At 46.2% G+C, this 18,845-nt stretch carries 15 protein-coding genes, 1 pseudogene and 1 riboswitch; of the genes and pseudogenes, 1 reads left to right on the top strand and 15 read right to left on the bottom strand.

The window, feature by feature from the left end; translation table 11 throughout:
* Positions 1-119 precede the first annotated feature (119 nt).
* On the bottom strand, positions 120-1,250 hold the full coding sequence (locus MHI54_RS05370) for a GntR family transcriptional regulator (protein ID WP_340082547.1): 1,131 nt from the start codon (positions 1,248-1,250) through the stop codon (positions 120-122).
* Positions 1,251-1,482: 232 nt separating this feature from the next.
* On the opposite strand from MHI54_RS05370, the gene MHI54_RS05375 reads away from it, so the two are divergent.
* The gene (locus tag MHI54_RS05375) at positions 1,483-2,172 is read left to right on the top strand and encodes a YjjG family noncanonical pyrimidine nucleotidase (protein WP_095215113.1); all 690 of its coding nucleotides are present in this window, start codon (positions 1,483-1,485) and stop codon (positions 2,170-2,172) included.
* A 148-nt stretch (positions 2,173-2,320) separates the two neighbouring features.
* Here the strand turns inward: MHI54_RS05375 and MHI54_RS05380 are convergent.
* The 14 genes and pseudogenes from MHI54_RS05380 to MHI54_RS05445 all read right to left on the bottom strand — a co-directional run bounded on the left by MHI54_RS05380 (position 2,321) and on the right by MHI54_RS05445 (position 18,475).
* Positions 2,321-3,672 (bottom strand): IS1182 family transposase gene (locus tag MHI54_RS05380; protein WP_340081544.1). Its coding sequence is split into 2 segments (ribosomal slippage): positions 2,321-3,105 and positions 3,105-3,672, totalling 1,353 coding nucleotides; the frame shifts between segments, so codons are not numbered across the junction.
* Between the two features lie 158 nt (positions 3,673-3,830).
* Positions 3,831-5,303, bottom strand: a complete 1,473-nt coding sequence (araA, locus tag MHI54_RS05385; protein WP_095215114.1) for an L-arabinose isomerase — start codon at positions 5,301-5,303, stop codon at positions 3,831-3,833.
* A 15-nt stretch (positions 5,304-5,318) separates the two neighbouring features.
* Positions 5,319-7,010, bottom strand: a complete 1,692-nt coding sequence (locus MHI54_RS05390; RefSeq protein WP_340082552.1) for a ribulokinase — start codon at positions 7,008-7,010, stop codon at positions 5,319-5,321.
* An 11-nt stretch (positions 7,011-7,021) separates the two neighbouring features.
* Positions 7,022-7,699 (bottom strand): annotated as a pseudogene (locus MHI54_RS05395) (L-ribulose-5-phosphate 4-epimerase).
* Between the two features lie 146 nt (positions 7,700-7,845).
* Positions 7,846-9,267, bottom strand: coding sequence for an amidohydrolase (locus MHI54_RS05400; protein WP_095215116.1), 1,422 nt, complete (start codon positions 9,265-9,267; stop codon positions 7,846-7,848).
* 145 nt (positions 9,268-9,412) lie between these two features.
* A complete protein-coding gene (locus MHI54_RS05405) occupies positions 9,413-9,745 on the bottom strand; it encodes a PTS lactose/cellobiose transporter subunit IIA (protein WP_233134870.1) in 333 nt (110 codons plus the stop codon).
* 11 nt (positions 9,746-9,756) lie between these two features.
* Positions 9,757-10,083: a PTS sugar transporter subunit IIB gene (locus MHI54_RS05410; RefSeq protein WP_095215117.1), complete on the bottom strand. Its 327-nt coding sequence runs from the start codon at positions 10,081-10,083 to the stop codon at positions 9,757-9,759.
* Between the two features lie 14 nt (positions 10,084-10,097).
* Positions 10,098-11,531, bottom strand: coding sequence for a glycoside hydrolase family 1 protein (locus tag MHI54_RS05415; protein ID WP_233134873.1), 1,434 nt, complete (start codon positions 11,529-11,531; stop codon positions 10,098-10,100).
* Positions 11,532-11,587: 56 nt separating this feature from the next.
* Positions 11,588-12,925, bottom strand: a complete 1,338-nt coding sequence (locus tag MHI54_RS05420; protein ID WP_233134874.1) for a PTS transporter subunit EIIC — start codon at positions 12,923-12,925, stop codon at positions 11,588-11,590.
* Between the two features lie 96 nt (positions 12,926-13,021).
* The gene (locus tag MHI54_RS05425) at positions 13,022-14,893 is read right to left on the bottom strand and encodes a PRD domain-containing protein (RefSeq protein WP_340082554.1); all 1,872 of its coding nucleotides are present in this window, start codon (positions 14,891-14,893) and stop codon (positions 13,022-13,024) included.
* Between the two features lie 173 nt (positions 14,894-15,066).
* Positions 15,067-15,495 (bottom strand): GNAT family N-acetyltransferase, encoded by a 429-nt coding sequence (locus MHI54_RS05430; protein WP_095215119.1) that lies wholly within the window; start codon positions 15,493-15,495, stop codon positions 15,067-15,069.
* Positions 15,496-15,506: 11 nt separating this feature from the next.
* Complete coding sequence (locus MHI54_RS05435; RefSeq protein WP_340082555.1) at positions 15,507-15,974, bottom strand: GNAT family N-acetyltransferase; 468 nt, start codon at positions 15,972-15,974, stop codon at positions 15,507-15,509.
* Between the two features lie 130 nt (positions 15,975-16,104).
* Positions 16,105-16,821, bottom strand: coding sequence for an AAA family ATPase (locus tag MHI54_RS05440; RefSeq protein ID WP_095215121.1), 717 nt, complete (start codon positions 16,819-16,821; stop codon positions 16,105-16,107).
* A gap of 466 nt (positions 16,822-17,287) precedes the next feature.
* Positions 17,288-18,475, bottom strand: a complete 1,188-nt coding sequence (locus tag MHI54_RS05445; protein WP_340082556.1) for an acyl-CoA dehydrogenase family protein — start codon at positions 18,473-18,475, stop codon at positions 17,288-17,290.
* 91 nt (positions 18,476-18,566) lie between these two features.
* A riboswitch (SAM riboswitch) is annotated at positions 18,567-18,668 on the bottom strand.
* Between the last annotated feature and the right edge of the window lie 177 nt (positions 18,669-18,845).

The following is an 18,845-nucleotide window of genomic DNA, read 5'->3' on the forward strand; positions in this document are numbered from 1 at the left end:
AAGTTTTATGTCGATAGATGAATAACTTATACGAACAACATTTGTCAAAAAGAAAAAATAACGAAAACTTGTTTAATAAGTCACGAAAATGGAGCTGCCTTCCTTCAGCTCCATTCCCTTTACTTTATTTTTGCCAATGTCTCTTCCCCTATAGCTTGCGTGGACTGTCTTTCCACCAGTTTCGTCGGGAATACAATGCTCTCGATCGCAGCCTCCGAACCCTTGCCGTGACCGCTCTCGATTAAATCCAGAATCAGTTTGCCAGCCGCACGGCCAAGCTCTGCTTTTGGATGTTCGACAGACGTCAGCTTCACTTCGGATAATTCGGTCAGGAAGGAATCATCAAAGCCGACGATGGACATATCCTGCGGGATCTTCATGTTGCGTTCCCGGAGGACATTGATAAGCTTGATAGCCAGTTCATCGTTATAGCATACCAATCCGGTCGGCTTGGCATCTGTCTGGTCCAATAAGGCCTCCAGCTCTTCCATCGGCTTCACAAGCTTTTCTTCTGTACTGTAGGTCACAATATGATTGGGATTGATCGGCACCTTATATTCACGATGCGCCTTCAAATATCCCTTCATCCGAAGCGTTCCCTGCATATCATCCGTTTTGAAAAAACCGATGATATCACGATGACCTTGCTTGATAAGATGCTCCGTCTGAAGGAAAGCACCGCGCTCATCGTCAACCAGTACACGAAACGGCTCCAATGCATCGTAGTACGCATTGATCATGATATACGGAATTTGCAGACGTTCGAGATTCAGGTAGTAATTGATATTCGGATTCGCTGATGCGCTTTTTGTCGGCTCTATGATTGCCCCATCGAAGCCAGTAGTGATGATCCGCTCCAAATATTCCCTTTCTTTCTTATGATCATTATTCGTATTGAACAGACTGACATTGTAGCCATGATCACTCAAATAAGCTTCAGCTCCGCGAATGATGGACGGAAAAATGTAATCGGAGATATACGTCGTCACAATGGCGATATTCTTATTCTGCATTCCGTTCTGCTGCAGCTGCTGCTTTGACCGGTCGGCACAGAATGTACCCGCTCCTTGTTCCCGATACAGCCAGCCTTCTGTAACCAATTCGCCGATGGCCAGCCGCACTGTATGACGGCTTACCTCGAATTGCTTCATCATTTCACTCTCGGACGGGATTTTTGCATGCGGCTCATAGGAGCCATCGAGGATTTTAGACTTGATTGCTTGCTTCACGATTCCATATTTTGTCTGCATAACTAACACCAGCTTCCTTGACATGTTCGTATAAGTTAGCATATCACAAGTGACGGGAATGGCGCACTATGTTGTTCGATATTATATGTATTCCCGGAGTGAAATCCACCAGAGCATTTTTCCGCTGCTGCAGATATGGTACGATCAGTAACGGAAACGAATAGCCCGTATAGACAGCCTTGTACGCACAGCCAAGACATAATTCAGCAAAATACATCTGGAGGAAGACGACATGAAGAAACAATACGATGCACTATTTTTCGACGTAGATAATACCATCCTCGACTTTACAAAAACGGAACAAGAAGCCCTTCCGCTTCTATTCCAGCAGCACGGCCTGCCTACAGATGAAGCTGCCATGACTGCATACCGCACCATCAACCAACGATTATGGAGTTCATTTGAAAAAGGGGAAATCGACCGGGATACCGTCGTCAGTTCCAGATTCACAGAGTTTTTCGCACTGTATGACCGACAAGTAGACGGAGCCGATCTGGACGCTGCCTATCGAGAACTTCTGGCTCGGGGAAGACATATGATTGCCGGCGCCGCCGAGGTCCTTGAAAAACTATCCAAGCACTATCCGCTGTATATTGTGACCAACGGCGTTTCCGACACGCAATTCCGCCGCCTTGAGGCTACCGGGCTGCTGCCATACTTCCAGTCTGTTTTTGTTTCAGAAGATACAGGCTACCAAAAACCGATGGCAGGTTTCTTTGATTACGTATTCGAACGGGTTCCAGGTATAGAACCTGGGGAATCCTTGATCATCGGCGACTCCCTGGTAGCTGATATCCAAGGTGGAAATATGGCGGGGATGGACACATGCTGGTTCAATCCTGGAAGACTGCCGAATCATCTGCCGCTTACCCCGGACTATGAAATCACTAAGTTGGAGGAATTGCTGGAGATGTTGAAATAGCTGCTCCCATCGTCAGACAGAAGAAAAGGGGCTTTTTAGGCCCCTCAGATTGTAGAGAAATCCCAGTTTCTCTACAATCTTTTTTTATTCGATACTCTTCTGCTTTCTTTAAAGGGCTGTTTTATAAAAAAGATAGCCAGCCACCTACCTATCCTAGCTTTGCTAGGTGGTTGGCTATCTTTTTTATGTTCTGACAGGTCGCTGTCATCAGCGCCTGTTCCTGCACTTTTTCTCTTCCTCGTAACCTACAATAGCGAAGCCCGTGGAGTTGTTTCGCATCCGCAAAGCTTCGCTCTATCGTTTCTTTTCGCAATTTATATAATAACTTTCCTGAGTGGCTCAGGCGATTTTCCCGCACCCAATCTTTACTACCTTCCCAAACATGCCTTGTGATAACTTTTCGATGATTTCTTGATTTCGTACATGTGGCCAACAGTGGGCAAGCAGTACATTGTTTAGGGTCAGATGCGTATTCTTTATACCCTTCTCGATTTGTTGTTCGCAGAGGTAATGTTTGTCCGTTTGGACAAACATAATGATCTTTCTCTGGGACATACTTGAACTTCCATTTAGGCATTAATCCTTTAGTAGGATGAAAACGTCGGTGACCGATGACAGCGAAAATATTCTGTTCATTCAAGGCGTGACAGATTGGCGTAGTGAGATAACCGGAGTCCAGAGCGACAGCTTCCACATCAAAATTAAAGCGTTCCTTCTGTCGTTCAAGGCGCTCCAAATAAGGCCGTGAATCGTGCACATTTCCGGCCGTGACATGGACATCGGTAATAATATTATATTTCATATCCGTAGTTCTATGATCTAAGTAGAAAAAGCCTTCAGGCTTTCCTTCTCGATACATATAGCCACTCTCTGGATCAGTCGTGCTTTCTTTCACTACTTTCGTTTCTGTCACCTCCTCTCGTGACTTTAAAGCTTTTTTCCTTGTTTTGTACGTTCTTCTTGGATTGCTTTATCCAATTCTTCCTGATATGAACGAGTAGCTTCCTGTACTTCCTTCTTGATGAACTTTCTTTTATTCGCATTGGCTTTTAAGTGGGTGGAATCAGTGAATAAGACGCGTCCTCCAACCATACGATGCTTCATTGCCTGTTCTACAATTTCATCAAAGATTTGTTGGAAGATATCTGTGCCCTTGAATCGATTACAACGATTCCAGCTTATTGTAGAGTGGTGAGGGACTGGGTCCGTGAGTTTAAGTCCTAAAAACCAACGGTAAGCAATGTTTGTCTGGATTTCTTTCTCTAATTGCCTTTCGGAACGGATACCGAAAAGGTAGCCGATAAAGATCATTTTAAAGAGGACAAGAGGATCTAGGGAAGGACGGCCATTGTCCGCCGAATAATAAGGACGAACTTTTTCACGGATGAAGGAGAAATCTATGTGGGTTTCTATCTTACGCAATAGGTGGTTTTCAGGGACAAGTTCTTCTATAGTTACGATTTCAAGAGCTGTTTGGTCATTCTCTCTGGAATTTAACATCTTGGCACCGCCTTTTAGTCGTTTCTTCTATTATAAAAAAGTAAGAAAAAGAAGTGAACTCAAAATAAAAAGGCTGTCGAGACTTTCTCGACAGCCTGAGGGGCTTTTTAGGCCCCTTTTTTATGGTTTTCAACTTTAAAGATGACTGACGATATTGCTTATTTCCACACCGCCTTATTCCACTCCAGTTCTTTCCGGAACTGCTTCAGGCTTGTAGCATTATCGATTGTCACACATTCAATACCGACCATCTCGGCAAAGTCTTCGAGCTGCTCTGCCGTGAGCGCAAATGTAAGAGCGGTATGGTGGGCGCCGCCAGCATAAATCCAAGCTTCCGTTGCTTCGCTCAAGGATGGCTGCGGCTTCCACAGTATCTTGGCAACCGGTAAATTCGGTGTGTCTTTTTCCGCTTCGACTGCATCCACTTTATTGATGACCATACGGAAACGGCCGCCAAGCTCGATGATGGAAACATTGATTGCCTCCCCTGCAATACCATCGAATACAATCCGCGCCGGGTCTTCCTTACCGCCGATCCCGAGCGGATGCACTTGGATGGATGGACGATCAGCGGCAACTGTGGGGCAAACCTCCAGCATATGGGATCCCAATATCAGTTCATTGCCCTCTTCCAAATGGTACGTATAGTCCTCCATGAAGGAGGTCTTTTCATTGTTCGCCATTGCTTTCAGCAAACGCACGAGTGCCGCCGTTCGCCAATCCCCTTCTCCGGCAAATCCATAGCCCTGTGCCATCAAATGCTGGACGGCAAGGCCGGGCAGCTGCTTCATCCCATGCAAATCTTCGAAGTTCGTGCTGAACGCCTGGTAGCCGCCGCGATCCAAGAACCGTTTCAATGACGCTTCTATCCGGGCTTGTTCCCGGATAGAAGCGAGCTTATCTTTTTCTGCCGGCAGATCATAGGCTTCTTTGTAAGCTTCCATGAGCTCCTCGACATCAGCATCCGATACCTCTTTCATCTCCGCTGCCAGATCACCTATCCCATAATAATCGACAGTCCAGCCAAATTTGATCTGTGCTTCGACCTTGTCGCCGTCCGTTACGGCTACCGTGCGCATATTATCTCCAAAACGAGCTACCTTGATCTGCTGACTTTCGTTGAAGCCGACAGCCGTCGTCATCCAGTCCGCCATACGCTTTTGCACATCCCGGCTGCCCCAATACCCGACAATCACCTTTCTCGCTTTATTGAGACGGGTTCCCATGAAACCAAACTCGCGATCGCCATGGGCAGCCTGGTTGAGGTTCATAAAGTCCATATCGATCGAATCCCACGGTACATCACGGTTGTATTGCGTATGCAGATGCAAAAGCGGTTTCTGAAGCGCCTTCAAACCGCCTATCCACATCTTTGCAGGAGAGAATGTATGCATCCAAGTGATCAAACCGGCACATTCCGGATCTGCATTCGCCTCCAGGCTGACCCGCTGGATATCGCTTGCATTGGTGAGCACCTCCTTGAAGATGATCGGAAATGGCAGCGTTCCTTGCGCATTCAGCTTATGGATGAGATCCTCAGAGTTCCCTTTCACCTGATCGAGTGTCTCTTCCCCGTATAAATGCTGACTTCCTGTCACGAACCAAAACACATATGGCTTTACTTGCAGCATGCTAGCTCCCCCTTATTACTGTAGTGTCAATTTTCTTTCAGACTGTGAACGGATTGCTTTCAGACGCTTCATTACGTCGTTATCCCCCCGGCCGAAATAGTCATGCAGCTTGTTGTATTCCTGATAAAGCAAATCATAGATCTCCACATTTTCCGGTATCGGCTGAATGACATCTTTCTTCACCCTGGCCATCCTATCGGCAGCTTCAAGGATGCTGTCATATCCGCCTGCTTCTGCTCCAGCTGCTACAGCACCGAACATCGCCGCGCCCACAGCCGGTGTTTGTACCGAATCCGAAATGTAGATCGGGCGGTTCGTCACGTCTGCAAAAATCTGCAAAAGCAATTTATTCTTCTGCGGCAGACCGCCGCATGCATAAAGCTCCTCCACCGCAACTCCGCTTTTATGGAAAGCATCGACAATTTTCCTCGTGCCGAACGCTGTGGCTTCCAGCAATGCACGGTACACTTCTTCCGGCTTAGTCGCCAGCGTCAGCCCAAGCACCAATCCGCTCAATTCCGTATCGACCAGTACCGAACGGTTGCCGTTCATCCAGTCAAGCGCCAATAAACCAGTCTCTCCAGGCCGATAAGCGCTCGCTCTCTCTTCCAGCCATTGATGAATATTCTTGCCGGCCGCTTCTGCTTGACGATGAACATAAGCCGGAACCTGCTCCTCCACGAACCAGCCAAAAATATCCCCAACGGCAGATTGCCCCGCTTCATAGCCGTAGTAGCCTTCAATGATGCCATCCTCGACCACTCCGCACATGCCTTCGACTGTCCGCTCTTCTGTCCCGAGCAGCATATGGCAAATGGATGTCCCCATTGCCATCACCATCTTGCCAGGCGTTACAACCCCCATTGCCGGAACCGCCGCATGGGCATCGACATTCCCCACTGCGATTGCAATACCTGGAGACAGATTCATGGCAGCTGCAAAGTCATCCTGCAGTTCACCAGCCTTCGTACCAAGCGGATAGACATCCCCCCGCAGTTTCGTGTCAGTCAAATCCCGCATGGCAGGATGCAGGCTGGCAAAGAAGTCGGCTGATGGATAGCCATCCTGCTTATGCCAAATCGCTTTATATCCAGCCGTACAGCTATTTCTTTTCAGTTCGCCTGTCAATTGGGATATCACCCAGTCGGTCGCTTCAATGAACTGATCAGCAGCTTCATAGATTTCCGGTGCTTCATTTACAATCTGCCAAATTTTCGGAACCATCCATTCCGAAGAAATTTTCCCGCCATAGCGAGCAAGGAAGGCCTCCCCCCGCTCTCCGGCAATTTCATTCAGCCTATTCGCTTCCTCCTGGGCAGCATGATGTTTCCAGAGCTTCACCCAGCTGTGCGGGTTATCACGGAAAGCTTTATCAAAGCACAATGGTTCCAGATTCACATCCACCGGTAAAATGGTACAAGCAGTAAAATCGATGCCCAAGCCAATGACATCAGCTGGATCTTCCTTGGCTGCCTGGATGACTGCCGGAACGGATTGACGCAGCACATCAAGATAATCCATCGGATGCTGCAGCGCCCACTCATATCCCAACGCCTTATCCAAATGCGGCAGCTTCACGTCCATGACACCATGCTGGTATTCCGTCACATGCTCAGCCATTTCCATCCCATCTCGCAGCCGGACGAGCACCGCTCTGCCGGACTTTGTTCCATAATCAATTCCAATCGCAAATTTATCCTTCCCCATGGAATCCCCTCCTAAGTCGTCTGGCCGTAGTATGCATCCGACCTGTGTTTTCGCAAATAATGCTTATCCAACAGCTGCTGATCCAGCTGATAGGAAAGATGCGCCATTTTCGCTACTTCTTCCAGCACAACAGTGTTATGTACCGCTTCGGCCGGTGTCTTACCCCAGTTGAATGGCGCGTGCTTGTGGACGAGCACACTCGGTACTTGGTTCGGATCCAGTCCTTTTTCCCTAAAGGTCTCAACGATGACATTTCCTGTCTCCAGCTCATAGTCCCGTTGAATCTCTTGTCCGGTCATCGGGCGGGTGCAGGGGATGGTTCCATAGAAGTAGTCCGCATGAGTCGTTCCGAGCGCAGGTACTCCTTTACCTGCTTGTGCAAAGGCTGTGGCCCAAGTGGAATGCGTGTGGACAATCCCTCCAATTTCCTCAAAATGTTTATATAACAACAAATGTGTAGCTGTGTCTGATGATGGCTTCAAGTCACCTTCCACCACTTCCCCATCCAAGTTGACAACCACCATATCCTTTACCGTCAGATTCTCATACGCCACTCCGCCAGGCTTGATCACCACCAATCCGGCACCCTTTTTTGATACCGCTTACATTTCTCGCGTAAAAGTCACAAGCTGGTATTTTGGAAGATCCAGATTCGCTTGCAGCACCTGTTCTTTCAATTCCTCCAGCATCAGGCTCACCTCTTCTTGTACGTATATTTAATTACTTATTGTGATAATACATTAATTCGTACGTACATTCAATCGATTTTCATCAACATAAACGTACAAGTTCATGATTCAGCATAAAAAGAAGACACTTCCATGGAAATGTCTTCTTAGTGTGATTTTTTTCTTTTAATCGGTGCTGGCTTCGTATCAGCCGGGATCAATGACCTATACGTTTCTCCGCCAAGATTAGCCTCGTGTTCCGCTTTTATTCCTTCGAGCATCTCGGGCTTATCCAATAATTCCATGGCGGCTGCAGCCAGTACTTTGCTGGTGAACAGCATGCCTTTATGAGCAATCGATGATTTTCCTTGGGTGACAAGCTGCCAGCTATGGAATGGCGTAGCAAATGCGCAGGTTGTGACATAGATTTGCCCAACAGGGACAAGCCAGCTGACATCGCCGACGTCTGTGGATCCTTTAAAGAAGCCTGGTTCTGCCGGGAAATCCAGAACACCTTGCGCAATAACCTTATTATCATTTTTCTCTATCATTGCTTTTTCTTCTGTACTGAATGTTTGCTGCACCTCTTTGGCAAACGTGTATTCCTCTTCCGTATAGCTGGGTGCTTCGGTCGCTTCCAGATGCTTTTGTATCAGCTTTCCTAATGTCGCATTCGGGATCAAGTCAGCTGACGAAGCATCGAATTGGATCTTCAATTCGGTACCTGTCATCAGGGCTGCCCCTTTGGCAATATCTTTCACCCGCTCCAGGATCGCTTCGACCTGACTGATTTTCGGGGCACGGATCTTATAAAGAACCTCTGCATTCGGCTGGACGACATTCGGGCTCATACCGCCAGCGTCAGTTATCGCATAATGCAGCTGCCCCTCCGGGATGATATGCTCCCGCAGGAAATTAGCTCCGATGTTCATCAGCTCGACCGCATCCAGTGCGCTTCTGCCGAGGTGCGGGCTGAAGGCGGCATGACTGCTTGTACCAGCAAAACGGAAATACACCTGACATGTCGCAAGCATCCTTGCATGGTAGACCCGGTTTTCGTCCCAAGGATGCCATGTCAGCGCTATATCCACATCGTCAAACAGGCCGGCTCGGGCCATGAAGGCTTTTCCGCCTCCCCCTTCTTCTGCTGGACACCCATAATACCGCACTGTTCCCTGCAACCCAGTCTCCTCCAGCAGCTCCTTCACCGCAATAGCCGCTCCCATTGCACCAGTTCCCAGCAGATTATGCCCGCAGCCATGTCCGTTTCCTCCTTCCGCAATCGGATCCTTTGCTGCGGTGCCTGCCTGCTGGCTCAAACCAGACAATGCATCGTACTCCCCCAGGAATGCAATGACCGGATATCCGCTTCCGAAGCCACCCACAAATGCCGTCCCGATGCCTCCTGCTTGCCGCTGCACCTCAAAACCTTCCGCTTCCAAAGTAACTGCCTGTATTTCAGCAGATTGAATCTCTTCGTATCTCGTTTCCGCAAAGTCCCATATACGGTCACTGACAGAAATCAGTTTGCTGCTTTTACCTTCCAGGATTTCCGATATTCTTTCGTAGACATTCTGGCTTGTTTGCAAATTAGTTTCCTCCCGATAGTAGAGTTCACTCTTATTATAGCATTAATGGTCTGAAAATTATGAATACGGTATCAATACGAAAGGGCTCAGACTGATGCCTGAGCCTAACTCAATTTATTGATGGGGGCTCTGCTGCTTCATCGCTTTACTTTGAAACAGGAAGCAGTTCACTACACAACGCCAAAAACTCACTTGCCATTATCTTGATTGTTTCACTCGATAGCATCTGATCCTCCGCATGTGCAAGAAGGAGCGAAAATGGCAGCAGTTCTCCTGTAGCTTCTCTCTGGATAAAGGAAACATGCACTTTATGAATCTGGTTATATGCTTTATCTCCTGATGCCATTGCAGATTTCGCTCCCTCGAAATCTCTTTCCCTTGCCAAGCGCATGGCCTCTACGTAATGACTTCGAGCGTCTCCAGCATGCGCTATGATCTGGAAAGCTGCCTGCTGCATTTCTTCTAACGTCTCTTTCACCGGAGCACCTCCTATTGTCGCTGACTTGCCAGCTGCAGCGCTTTTTCCAATAATTTTTCCCCATCAGCGGTGCCATACAGCCTTACATCCATTACATCGACAGGGATTCCATATGGCTTTGCCCGCTTTTCTGTTGCTCGCTTTGCAAATCGAACCTGAGGACCTAGCATGATGACAACCACTTCTTCATGATGAGCTAGTAATTCTTCCTCTATTGCTCCTTCCGGTATGGCATAAATATAGTATTCGTCTTCTAATGCTTCCGCCGCTTTTTTCATTTTGGACACAACCATCGATGTTGACATACCTGCTGAGCAAGCCAATAGAATTCGCTTCATGCTATTTCCTCCTATTATTTGTATTCCTCTTCTATAATGTTCAACGACCTCGACTGAATGACTTGCTGATACCAGTATGCTGATTTCTTAAGCCTGCGCTGTCGATTTTTCTCCAAATCTATCTCGACCAAGCCATATCTGTTTTTAAACGCATTCATCGGAGATACATTGTCTGTAAATGCCCAAAGCATATATCCATGGCAATTCGATCCGTCCTTGGTGACACGAAGCGCCTCTTCCAGATGGTCACGAATGAATGCAATTCGGTAGTCATCCTCTATTCTGCCGTCGTATCCTCGAAAGCGCTGCTCATTTTCTACTCCCATCCCGTTTTCAGCAATAAACCACGGGACGTTTCCATATTCTTCTTTGATTCGTATCCCCATATCGTAAATAATAGACGGATAAATCTCCCATCCTCGGTAAGGGTTCATTTCGCGTCCCGGCAAAACGAACTTGTCATAATAATAGGACGGGTGGAAGGGTGTTTCCTCACGCCACTGATATGCCGGTGTCTTCACCCGATGGGGGTAATACAAATTCAACCCGACTATGTCCACCGTATGCTGCTTGATCACAGCTAAGTCCGCGTCTTCTGCTTCAAACATGATATTATGCTTCTTCAGCAGCTGCACTAATTCCTCCGGATATGTTCCTTTCAAACTAGGATCCAAGAATACACGATTATAAAAAAGATCATAGATTTCTGCCGCTTGCTTATCATGTGATGCCGAACTTCTCGGATAGGTTACTTCTGGATTCAGGATGATTCCGATTCTGCTGTCATCCCGTTCATTGATTGGCAAAGAACGAAATAATGCAACGACTTTTGCTGAAGCTAAAGCCTTGTGATAATTCCACTGCATCCACTTCTTGGTGTTTTGTTCATAAGGGTAGCGAATGGCATCCAAGTAAACCCGTGTTTGAGGGACGATCGGCTCGTTGAAGGTGAACCACAAATCCACCTTCCCTCCAAATCGTTCCAGTGCACGCTGTGCGTACAGGACAAACAGGTTCACCACTTCATAGGAACTCCATCCGTCATATTTATCCAATAAGTAAGCCGGGACTTCATAATGCTCCAGGCAGATCATTGGTTTGATTCCTTGGTTCCGTAGCTCGTCAATCATGCTTTCCACATAAGCCGCATACCTTTCATCAACTATCCCTTCCTCATAATCGACAAGAAACCGGGACCAATTGATGGAAGTACGATAATGTGTCAGTCCGATTTCCTTCATATACCCGATATCTTCCCGATAACGATTATAAAAATCCGTCGCTACAGCAGGGCCATAGCCATTATGCCAAACATGCCGGTTTTGTTTGTACCATACATCCAAGTAGCTATCCTGGCCTTCTTTCTTTCCGCTCCATCCCTCCGTCTGCCAGGCTGATGCTGCTGCACCCAATATAAAGTGGTCTGGTATTTGCATCTGCTGTGTCATCCAATTACCTCTCCTTTTCATACTGTAAGCTGTCTGATAGATGTTCGTATAACTTACTACACTACCTTCGTACCAGTTTCATCCGTGGAACCTTCGTCTAATCTTCGTGTACGGTTGGCAATGAAAATGAAAGGCAAGTAAATCAGAATGGCAGCGGCAATACATATCAATTGTGTGATGACAGCTCCCCAGCTTCCTCCTGTGGACAACCATGCATTGATAATAGGCGGTGTTGTCCATGGAACCATGACAACAGCCTTGTCTGCAAATCCGATAACAGTTGCGATATATCCAATCGTTCCCGTGATAAGCGGCGTGATGATGAATGGAATTGCTAAAATCGGATTCAGCATGACCGGTACACCAAAAATGACCGGTTCATTGATATTGAATACACCTGGTCCTGCTGATAGCTTTGCGATGCTGCGCATCTCCTGCTTTTTCCCCGCAATGAATATCGCTGCCAAAAGCCCGATTGTGACACCGGATCCTCCGATGTTCATGTACACATCCCAAAAAGGCATCGTGATAATATTCGGAATCTCTTCACCAGCTGCGTACGCGTTCATATTGACGGTGATTGACCCTAGTAAAAGCGGCTCGCGGATAGGCTTGATCATCTGGTTTCCATGGATACCGATGACCCAGAAAAATTGAGCAACGAACATTAAAAGTAAGATACCCGGCAAACCTTGAATGGCCGATTCCAGAGGACGCTGAATCACATTATACACCGCTTCATGTAAATATATTCCAGTTGTACGATGGAATGCGAACCCGAAGCTGGCAATGATCGTCACCGTGATGATCGATGGAAATAAAGAAGCAAATGATGTCGTTACATTCGAAGGAACACTTTCCGGCATTTTTATAGTAAGTTTATCCATTTTAGAAAACCACGTGAACAACTCTACTGATACGAGTGCGATGATCATTCCAAGGAATAGACTTTTCGGGTCCGAAAACTCCCTTGCCAATACATTGGCCACTTCCTGCAAGGAACCATCCACCTCCAGGAATACCGTGGTCGGGATAACAGAGATATACGATATCAAGGCCATCAAACCCGGGAACAGCGACTTGAGCCCGTTGATACGGCCAAGTTCAATCCCGATCAGCACCACTGCTGCAATGGTGATGAAGTTCAATGTCGCATAATTTATCGCGCTCATGATCCCCTGCAGCTCAGCTAGGAATGAAAACATACCGAATGCTGCCAAACCTGTTTCCGGGTCCAGGATCATATTCTCGACCAGGACTGCAAATGCTCCTACGATGATGACCGGCATCAAGGTTACGAATGATTGCTTAATTGCCTTGATATGTTTCTGATTGGATATGGTATAAGCTACACTTTCCAAGGCACCTGTGAATTTATCCATTTTCTTGCCCATCTGACTCTCCCCCTTCGCTTATACCAGAGTCTATTATAAAAGCGCTTACATTTACATACATTGTTTTTCCTCTTTCATAGGAAAAAGGCTGTACAATCAGTTTAACAGGGGGAAGCAGGCCTCTAAATCCTGCGCTTGAATAAGCTCTTTCACTTTTTGTCTATCCTCGATAAAAGCAACCATACTTTCGTAAAGCTCCTGCAAATCACCATTATATTGTTTTGGTATACAAAAAAGGAATATGACCTGCACAGCATTTCCTCCCCAATCAATGGACTGCTGTAATGTACAGCAAAGCACAACTGGTTCGTCCATGACTGGATAAATAGGGTGCGGCACTGCAACATGGTTTTCCTGAAATGTCGGGGCCATTTCTTCCCTTTCCTTTATGAGTGCCAGAAGGTTGGCTGGGACATCAAAGCGCTTCTCCATTTGCTCAACCAGGAACTGCAATACATCATCCCTATTGGTGCAGGATAGCTGTAAAAAGATATGATCTGGCGGGATATAGGCTGACAATGTCTGCTTTCTATCGGCGATTATCTGTTCAATCTGACCTACATCAGACTCCCGGAGCAGTGTATGGACGTTAACAACAGGTGCAGACAGGGAACCTGGCAGAGGCACTGTAGATACAATGAGATCAATATCTTCAAGTGACCGTGTTTGCAATTCTGCAGCACTGCATATCCCTGCAATATCCATTCTGCCATTAAATCGCGCTTGCAGTTTATAATACAACAGCTGCGAACTGGCTATCCCCGTCGCACATACAACCAAAGCCTGCTTCTTCACTCGCTGACTTTCCTGCCTTTCCATCGCAGCTCCTACATGTAAGGCCAAGTAGCCTAATTCATCCTCATTGATTGCCGCATCCGTCAGTTCCTGCAGCTTTTTCCCCATCAATACGCTGGCATCGAATGCTTTTGGATATGATTGCTTAATCTCAGAAAGCATCGGGTTCCGAATCGTTAGTCCATATTTGAAGCGATTTAATGCTGGCCTTAGATGCAGGGCAAGGCCACTGAGAAGCTTTTTATCTGCAGAGAGGGAAAGCTGCATATGCTCGTCTGCTACACGAAGCAGTGCTGCTGAAATCTCTATGATATTGGGATCCACTATCTTTTCAAAGTCCTTCATGCCATTTTCTTCATAGGAAACTGATTTAGCTCCCAGTAAATGCATAGTCATGTACACAATTTCATCTTGAGGAAGTTTTACTCCCAATATATTTTCCAAGCTTTTTGCTAGCTTTTCAGCAACTTGATATTCCTTCAGTCGGGAAAGATTTTCTTTATCTGATGGTGATATATCCGCTACCAAACCTGCATCCATCCGTTCACTGGCAATCCAAATATGGATGACAAGATTTTCGATGCCGATCTCCGTTACCAACGCACCTTCTTCCTCGAGCACTGAAACGACCAATTGCCGCAGCTGTTGATACAATTGCCCCTTCAGCCCCGGTACAATTGAATCTGCTTCAAGATAGGAACGATACACATTTCGCAGCTGTCTCTCAGATCCAATAATACGAATCCCATATCTTGGCTTGGTGATAACCTTAAGCCCCCTGGATTCCAATTCTTTTTTAAGCACTCTCAGATCGTTTTTAATAGTGGATTCGCTGACATATAATGTATCTGCAGCATCCACCAATTTCAGGAAAGTTTTTCTTTTTAAAAGCAAGAGTGCTAATTTTGACAAACGATCTGATTGATCCTCCAGCTCTAATGCCTGCATTTTCATCCTTTTATATGCCTCTGGATCTTCCACAGTCAGCTTATAGCCCTTACCTCTTTTCGAATCGATGGACGCTCCGAAAGCTGGTAACGTACTGGTAAGCACACGTATATCAGCCCTTACTGTCCTCGCTGTAACGCCTAGCATGCCTGCAATCCGTTTACCGGTATTTCTGTCGCCATGCTCGAGCAACTCAAGAATTTCAATCTGTCTTTTTGACAGCAAATTCTATCACCTCTTTCAATGGACATTATTATCCAGCTCAGACTTTCTGTCAGATAGTTTACTATTAATGATTGCTAATAACATCAGCAACACGGCTTGCTTCCCGATCCGTGTATCGGTGACTAAAAAGATACGGACTGTTTTTTCATTATGGCACCTGCTTATATTGATTTTTAGACTTCCCGGCTAAGAAACATGATCCTTTCGATTTCCTGGAATCCGTTTCGTTTATAAAAGGTCTCGGCAGGTAACCCCCGGTCTGTCAGCAAGGTTATCGTCTTGGTGTCGGTTGTCTGAAGCAGATAGTCCAATAATGCCTTCCCGATGCCTTTATCCTGCTGATCAGCCCGTACACACATCTCGTTGATAAAGAATTCATCACCAGACCACCACTTCCTTTTCGCTCCAAAGATAAAGCCGATGACTTCCTTCCCTTCAATAGCCACAATACCCGTAAAGCCTGGCGTTTGATAAAAATCCATCAAATAAGCACTTGCAGTTTCCGCTGTCCAGGCTTCATTCCACGGGGCTTCCTTAAAGACCATGGCAAATGTATCGCTGCATGATTCCAAATCCTCTTCCTTACAAATGCGTATCTCCATGATATCCCTCCTCATAGCTTCTTCGTCTTCATCATGGAAGCTGTCTCATATCCCAGCCGTTTGTATAAATGCTGCGCAGCTTCATTAGCCGCAAATACGTTCAATGCCAGATTGCCGATGCCTTCATGCTTTGCCGCCTCTTCCATATGTGTCAGTGCTGCACTGGCGTAGCCCATTTTACGGAATGCTTCCTCTATGTAGATATGGTAAATGAATATCCTGTCCCTTTCCTTTTGGGTGTTATACCAGATAACACCGACATTCGCTTCCTTTTCGGCACAGAAAATATACCCAATATATTGATCCTTCTTTCTATTTTCTTCCGCTAATAAAGTATGCAGCTGCGTTTTTGCATCATGAAGAGCTGCTTCTTTCGGAATACCCGTATTGCTGGATACATTTTCAGCATAGCTGGGAATCATGAATTCCATATAACGCTGCACTTGTTCCGTATCCATCTCTTTGAACATGATCGACATGTAGGTTCTCCTCATTTTTACAATTTTTTCTTTTCATATTACAGGAATGGGCTGCAGAAGAGAACCTGTACCCTGCTTTAAAAATGGCCATTCCCGCTTAGAAATGACCTGAAGAATGATATAAAACCTATTATTCTGCCGAAAACAAATGTTTCAAATACCCTTCCCGATTTTGCAGAAACCCTTTCGTGATCTGATAATGCTCCGTCTCTTCATAGTCAATCGATTGTATACCTTCCTCACTGAAATGAAGGATTTCCGCTCCAGGATAGCCGAGCAGGATTGGTGAATGTGTCGCAATGATGAATTGCACTTCCCCTGATTTCTCCAGGTCATGGATGATGCGCAGAAATGTCAGCTGCCGCTGCGGAGACAATGCTGCCTCCGGCTCATCAAGCAAATATATGGCTTTGCCGCCGAAACGATTTTGAAATAAGGAAAGAAACGCTTCACCATGGGATTGATGGTGCAGCGACTTGCCTCCATAGGCATCCCAAGACCCTATCTCATCAATATGAGAAGCAAAATGATAGAATGATTCAGCCCGCAAAAAGAAGCCATTCGTGACCTTCGGCAGCCAGGACAGTCGGATATCATCCGCCAGGGCCGCTTCGGAAGCGTCCACTTCATATATATTATTCCGTCCTCCCCCAGCAGTATTGAATCCGCATATATCGGCTATCGCCTCCATCAATGTCGATTTCCCGCTCCCATTCTCCCCGACGAAGAAAGTCACGGGCTTTGCCAATTCCAGTTCATCGAGCTGCTGGATCGCTGGTATGGAATAAGGATAGGCATGCGGGTGGTGTTTGCCGTCACGCAACAGCTTCACTCTTTTTAAAAACAAAGTACACAGCTCCTTTGTCCAGTATCTTTTTATCTGGTAAAACAAACAAAATGAATAAGCAAGAAGCACATGCAGTATATCATTAATGCGAAGTCATTAATCTCCGTGCATACTCAATAATTTCTTATCTGATTGCTATGATAGGATAATTCTACATCTTCTTATTCTAAGGCGTACATAGCCGATTGCACATCGCCCAGACATCTTTCAAAACCTTACGACTAACGATATTCCACTTTTTTCTTCATTCTCCTGCGTCTCTCGGATCACCTGCTTCGCGCCGTAACTTGCCTAAGATGAATCCAGGCAATGATGGCGGACATATAATCGGGATATTCACATTAAATGAAATAAGGCTGCTGCGCCCCGAATGAATCCGGCAGCACGGCAGCCTTCACTGTCCCTTGAATTGGACAAGCTTCACATAATCCGCAGAAACTCGTCAAATATCCGTCACCTGGTTCTCTTATGAATATACAGTCGGAGTTGGATATTCCCCTGTCAGCACCCAGTTCCCTATGTTTTTCCGTTTATATTCGATGGGATTGTGAAGGGAATGGGTACGGACATTCCGCCAAAAGCGGTCAAAGTTATTTTTTCTCGTAGCGGAACGTGCTCCCATCACCTGAAAAATACCGCTTGTGACATCCAGGGCGACTTTGGTCCCAAAAGCATTTGCCGCTCCCGTCAAAAGGGCAGTTTCCCCTCGTTCCTCTTCCGTGAGGGAACGATCTTGCGCCCAAGCTTCATCCACCTTTCTCCCTGCTTTTTCCACCAATTGAACTGCTGCTTGAATATCAATCCAAAAATCCCCGTAACTGCGTTGGATGAATGGATCATCAATTGCTTTTTCATAGTCTGTCAGATACCAAGGCCGTGATTTATTAATCGTATATTCCTTCGCTTCCTCCAATGCTCCCTCCGCTGAACCCACGAAAACATTCGCTAAAACGATTTGCGATAAAATGGCATCGAAAGTAGCTAAAGGTGTTCCCTTGGATTCTGTGAAATCAATAACTTCATCTGCTTCCACGACAACATTTTCAAATGTTACCGATCCGCTATCCGTTTGCCTTTGTCCCATTCCATCCCAATCATCATTGATCGTGATGCCTGTCCTTGAAGTCGGGATGATCCCAAGATATAAGGTTGTTTTTTCAGCATCATCGTACCATGTGATGGCTAGACGGTCAGAGTCCCTGGCCCCTGTGCTGAATGTGTTATGCCCATTCACTATATATTTGTCTCCCTGTCTTTTTCCGATCAGGCTCGGTTCAATCGGATTGGATGAGTTTCCCCAGAACCAGTTGTTTTTTGCTGATTGCGTATAGAAATGCTCTTTCTGTTTCGCATTACCCGCGATATGCGGCAAAACCGTTTGAAAGGCATGGTAGCCATATAGATGGCCAAGCGCTGCATCCGCTTTCGCTAATTCCCGGACAATTCGAAGGACAAGTGACCAAGGCTGCCCATTACCGCCATATTCTTTCGGAATATGGATATTCAATAGTCCGCTTTCCCGTAAAGCATCCCGCTGATTCTTGGCTGTGCCCCCAGCTTTATCACGCTCTGCTGCGTCCTTTGCAAACTCTTGGGCAAGCAATGCTGCCGTTTCCAAATATCTTGCTGATTCATTCACAGTGATTGTTTCCATTTCCATCTCCCTCTCCATCCAAATTTATTCACTGCATGAAAAAAACCTCTTCTAAAATAAGAAGAGGTTAAAAAACCGATCCATGATACTCCCCTTATCTCTCAAGCATACGCTTGCTGGATTTGGCACAGTGCTTTAAAAGTCTGCTGCCGAGGCATCACAGGGCCAGTCCCTCCACCTCTCTTGATAAGTTTATTAATTTGTTACTTGAAATATAAATTATGCAAATACCAAAGTCAATACATTCAGAAAATTTTAATTCATTTTCGTGATATGAACTCCTCCTTCCTTTATGACAAAGCTTTATTGCTCCCTGCTTATAACTAGGTCTAAAATCCATCGGTCCGATGCATTATTGATTGTTGTCCAT

Source organism: Terribacillus sp. FSL K6-0262 (assembly GCF_037977385.1).
Taxonomy (GTDB): domain Bacteria; phylum Bacillota; class Bacilli; order Bacillales; family Amphibacillaceae; genus Terribacillus.

Coding starts and splice junctions, on each gene's coding strand:
- MHI54_RS05435 (WP_340082555.1), bottom strand. CDS start 15,974: ATGTCGATCATGTTCAAAGAGATGGATACGGAACAAGTGCAGCGTTAT.
- MHI54_RS05430 (WP_095215119.1), bottom strand. CDS start 15,495: ATGGAGATACGCATTTGTAAGGAAGAGGATTTGGAATCATGCAGCGAT.
- MHI54_RS05375 (WP_095215113.1), top strand. CDS start 1,483: ATGAAGAAACAATACGATGCACTATTTTTCGACGTAGATAATACCATC.
- MHI54_RS05420 (WP_233134874.1), bottom strand. CDS start 12,925: ATGGGCAAGAAAATGGATAAATTCACAGGTGCCTTGGAAAGTGTAGCT.
- MHI54_RS05390 (WP_340082552.1), bottom strand. CDS start 7,010: ATGGGGAAGGATAAATTTGCGATTGGAATTGATTATGGAACAAAGTCC.
- MHI54_RS05370 (WP_340082547.1), bottom strand. CDS start 1,250: ATGCAGACAAAATATGGAATCGTGAAGCAAGCAATCAAGTCTAAAATC.
- araA (WP_095215114.1), bottom strand. CDS start 5,303: ATGCTGCAAGTAAAGCCATATGTGTTTTGGTTCGTGACAGGAAGTCAG.
- MHI54_RS05415 (WP_233134873.1), bottom strand. CDS start 11,531: ATGACACAGCAGATGCAAATACCAGACCACTTTATATTGGGTGCAGCA.
- MHI54_RS05410 (WP_095215117.1), bottom strand. CDS start 10,083: ATGAAGCGAATTCTATTGGCTTGCTCAGCAGGTATGTCAACATCGATG.
- MHI54_RS05445 (WP_340082556.1), bottom strand. CDS start 18,475: ATGGAAACAATCACTGTGAATGAATCAGCAAGATATTTGGAAACGGCA.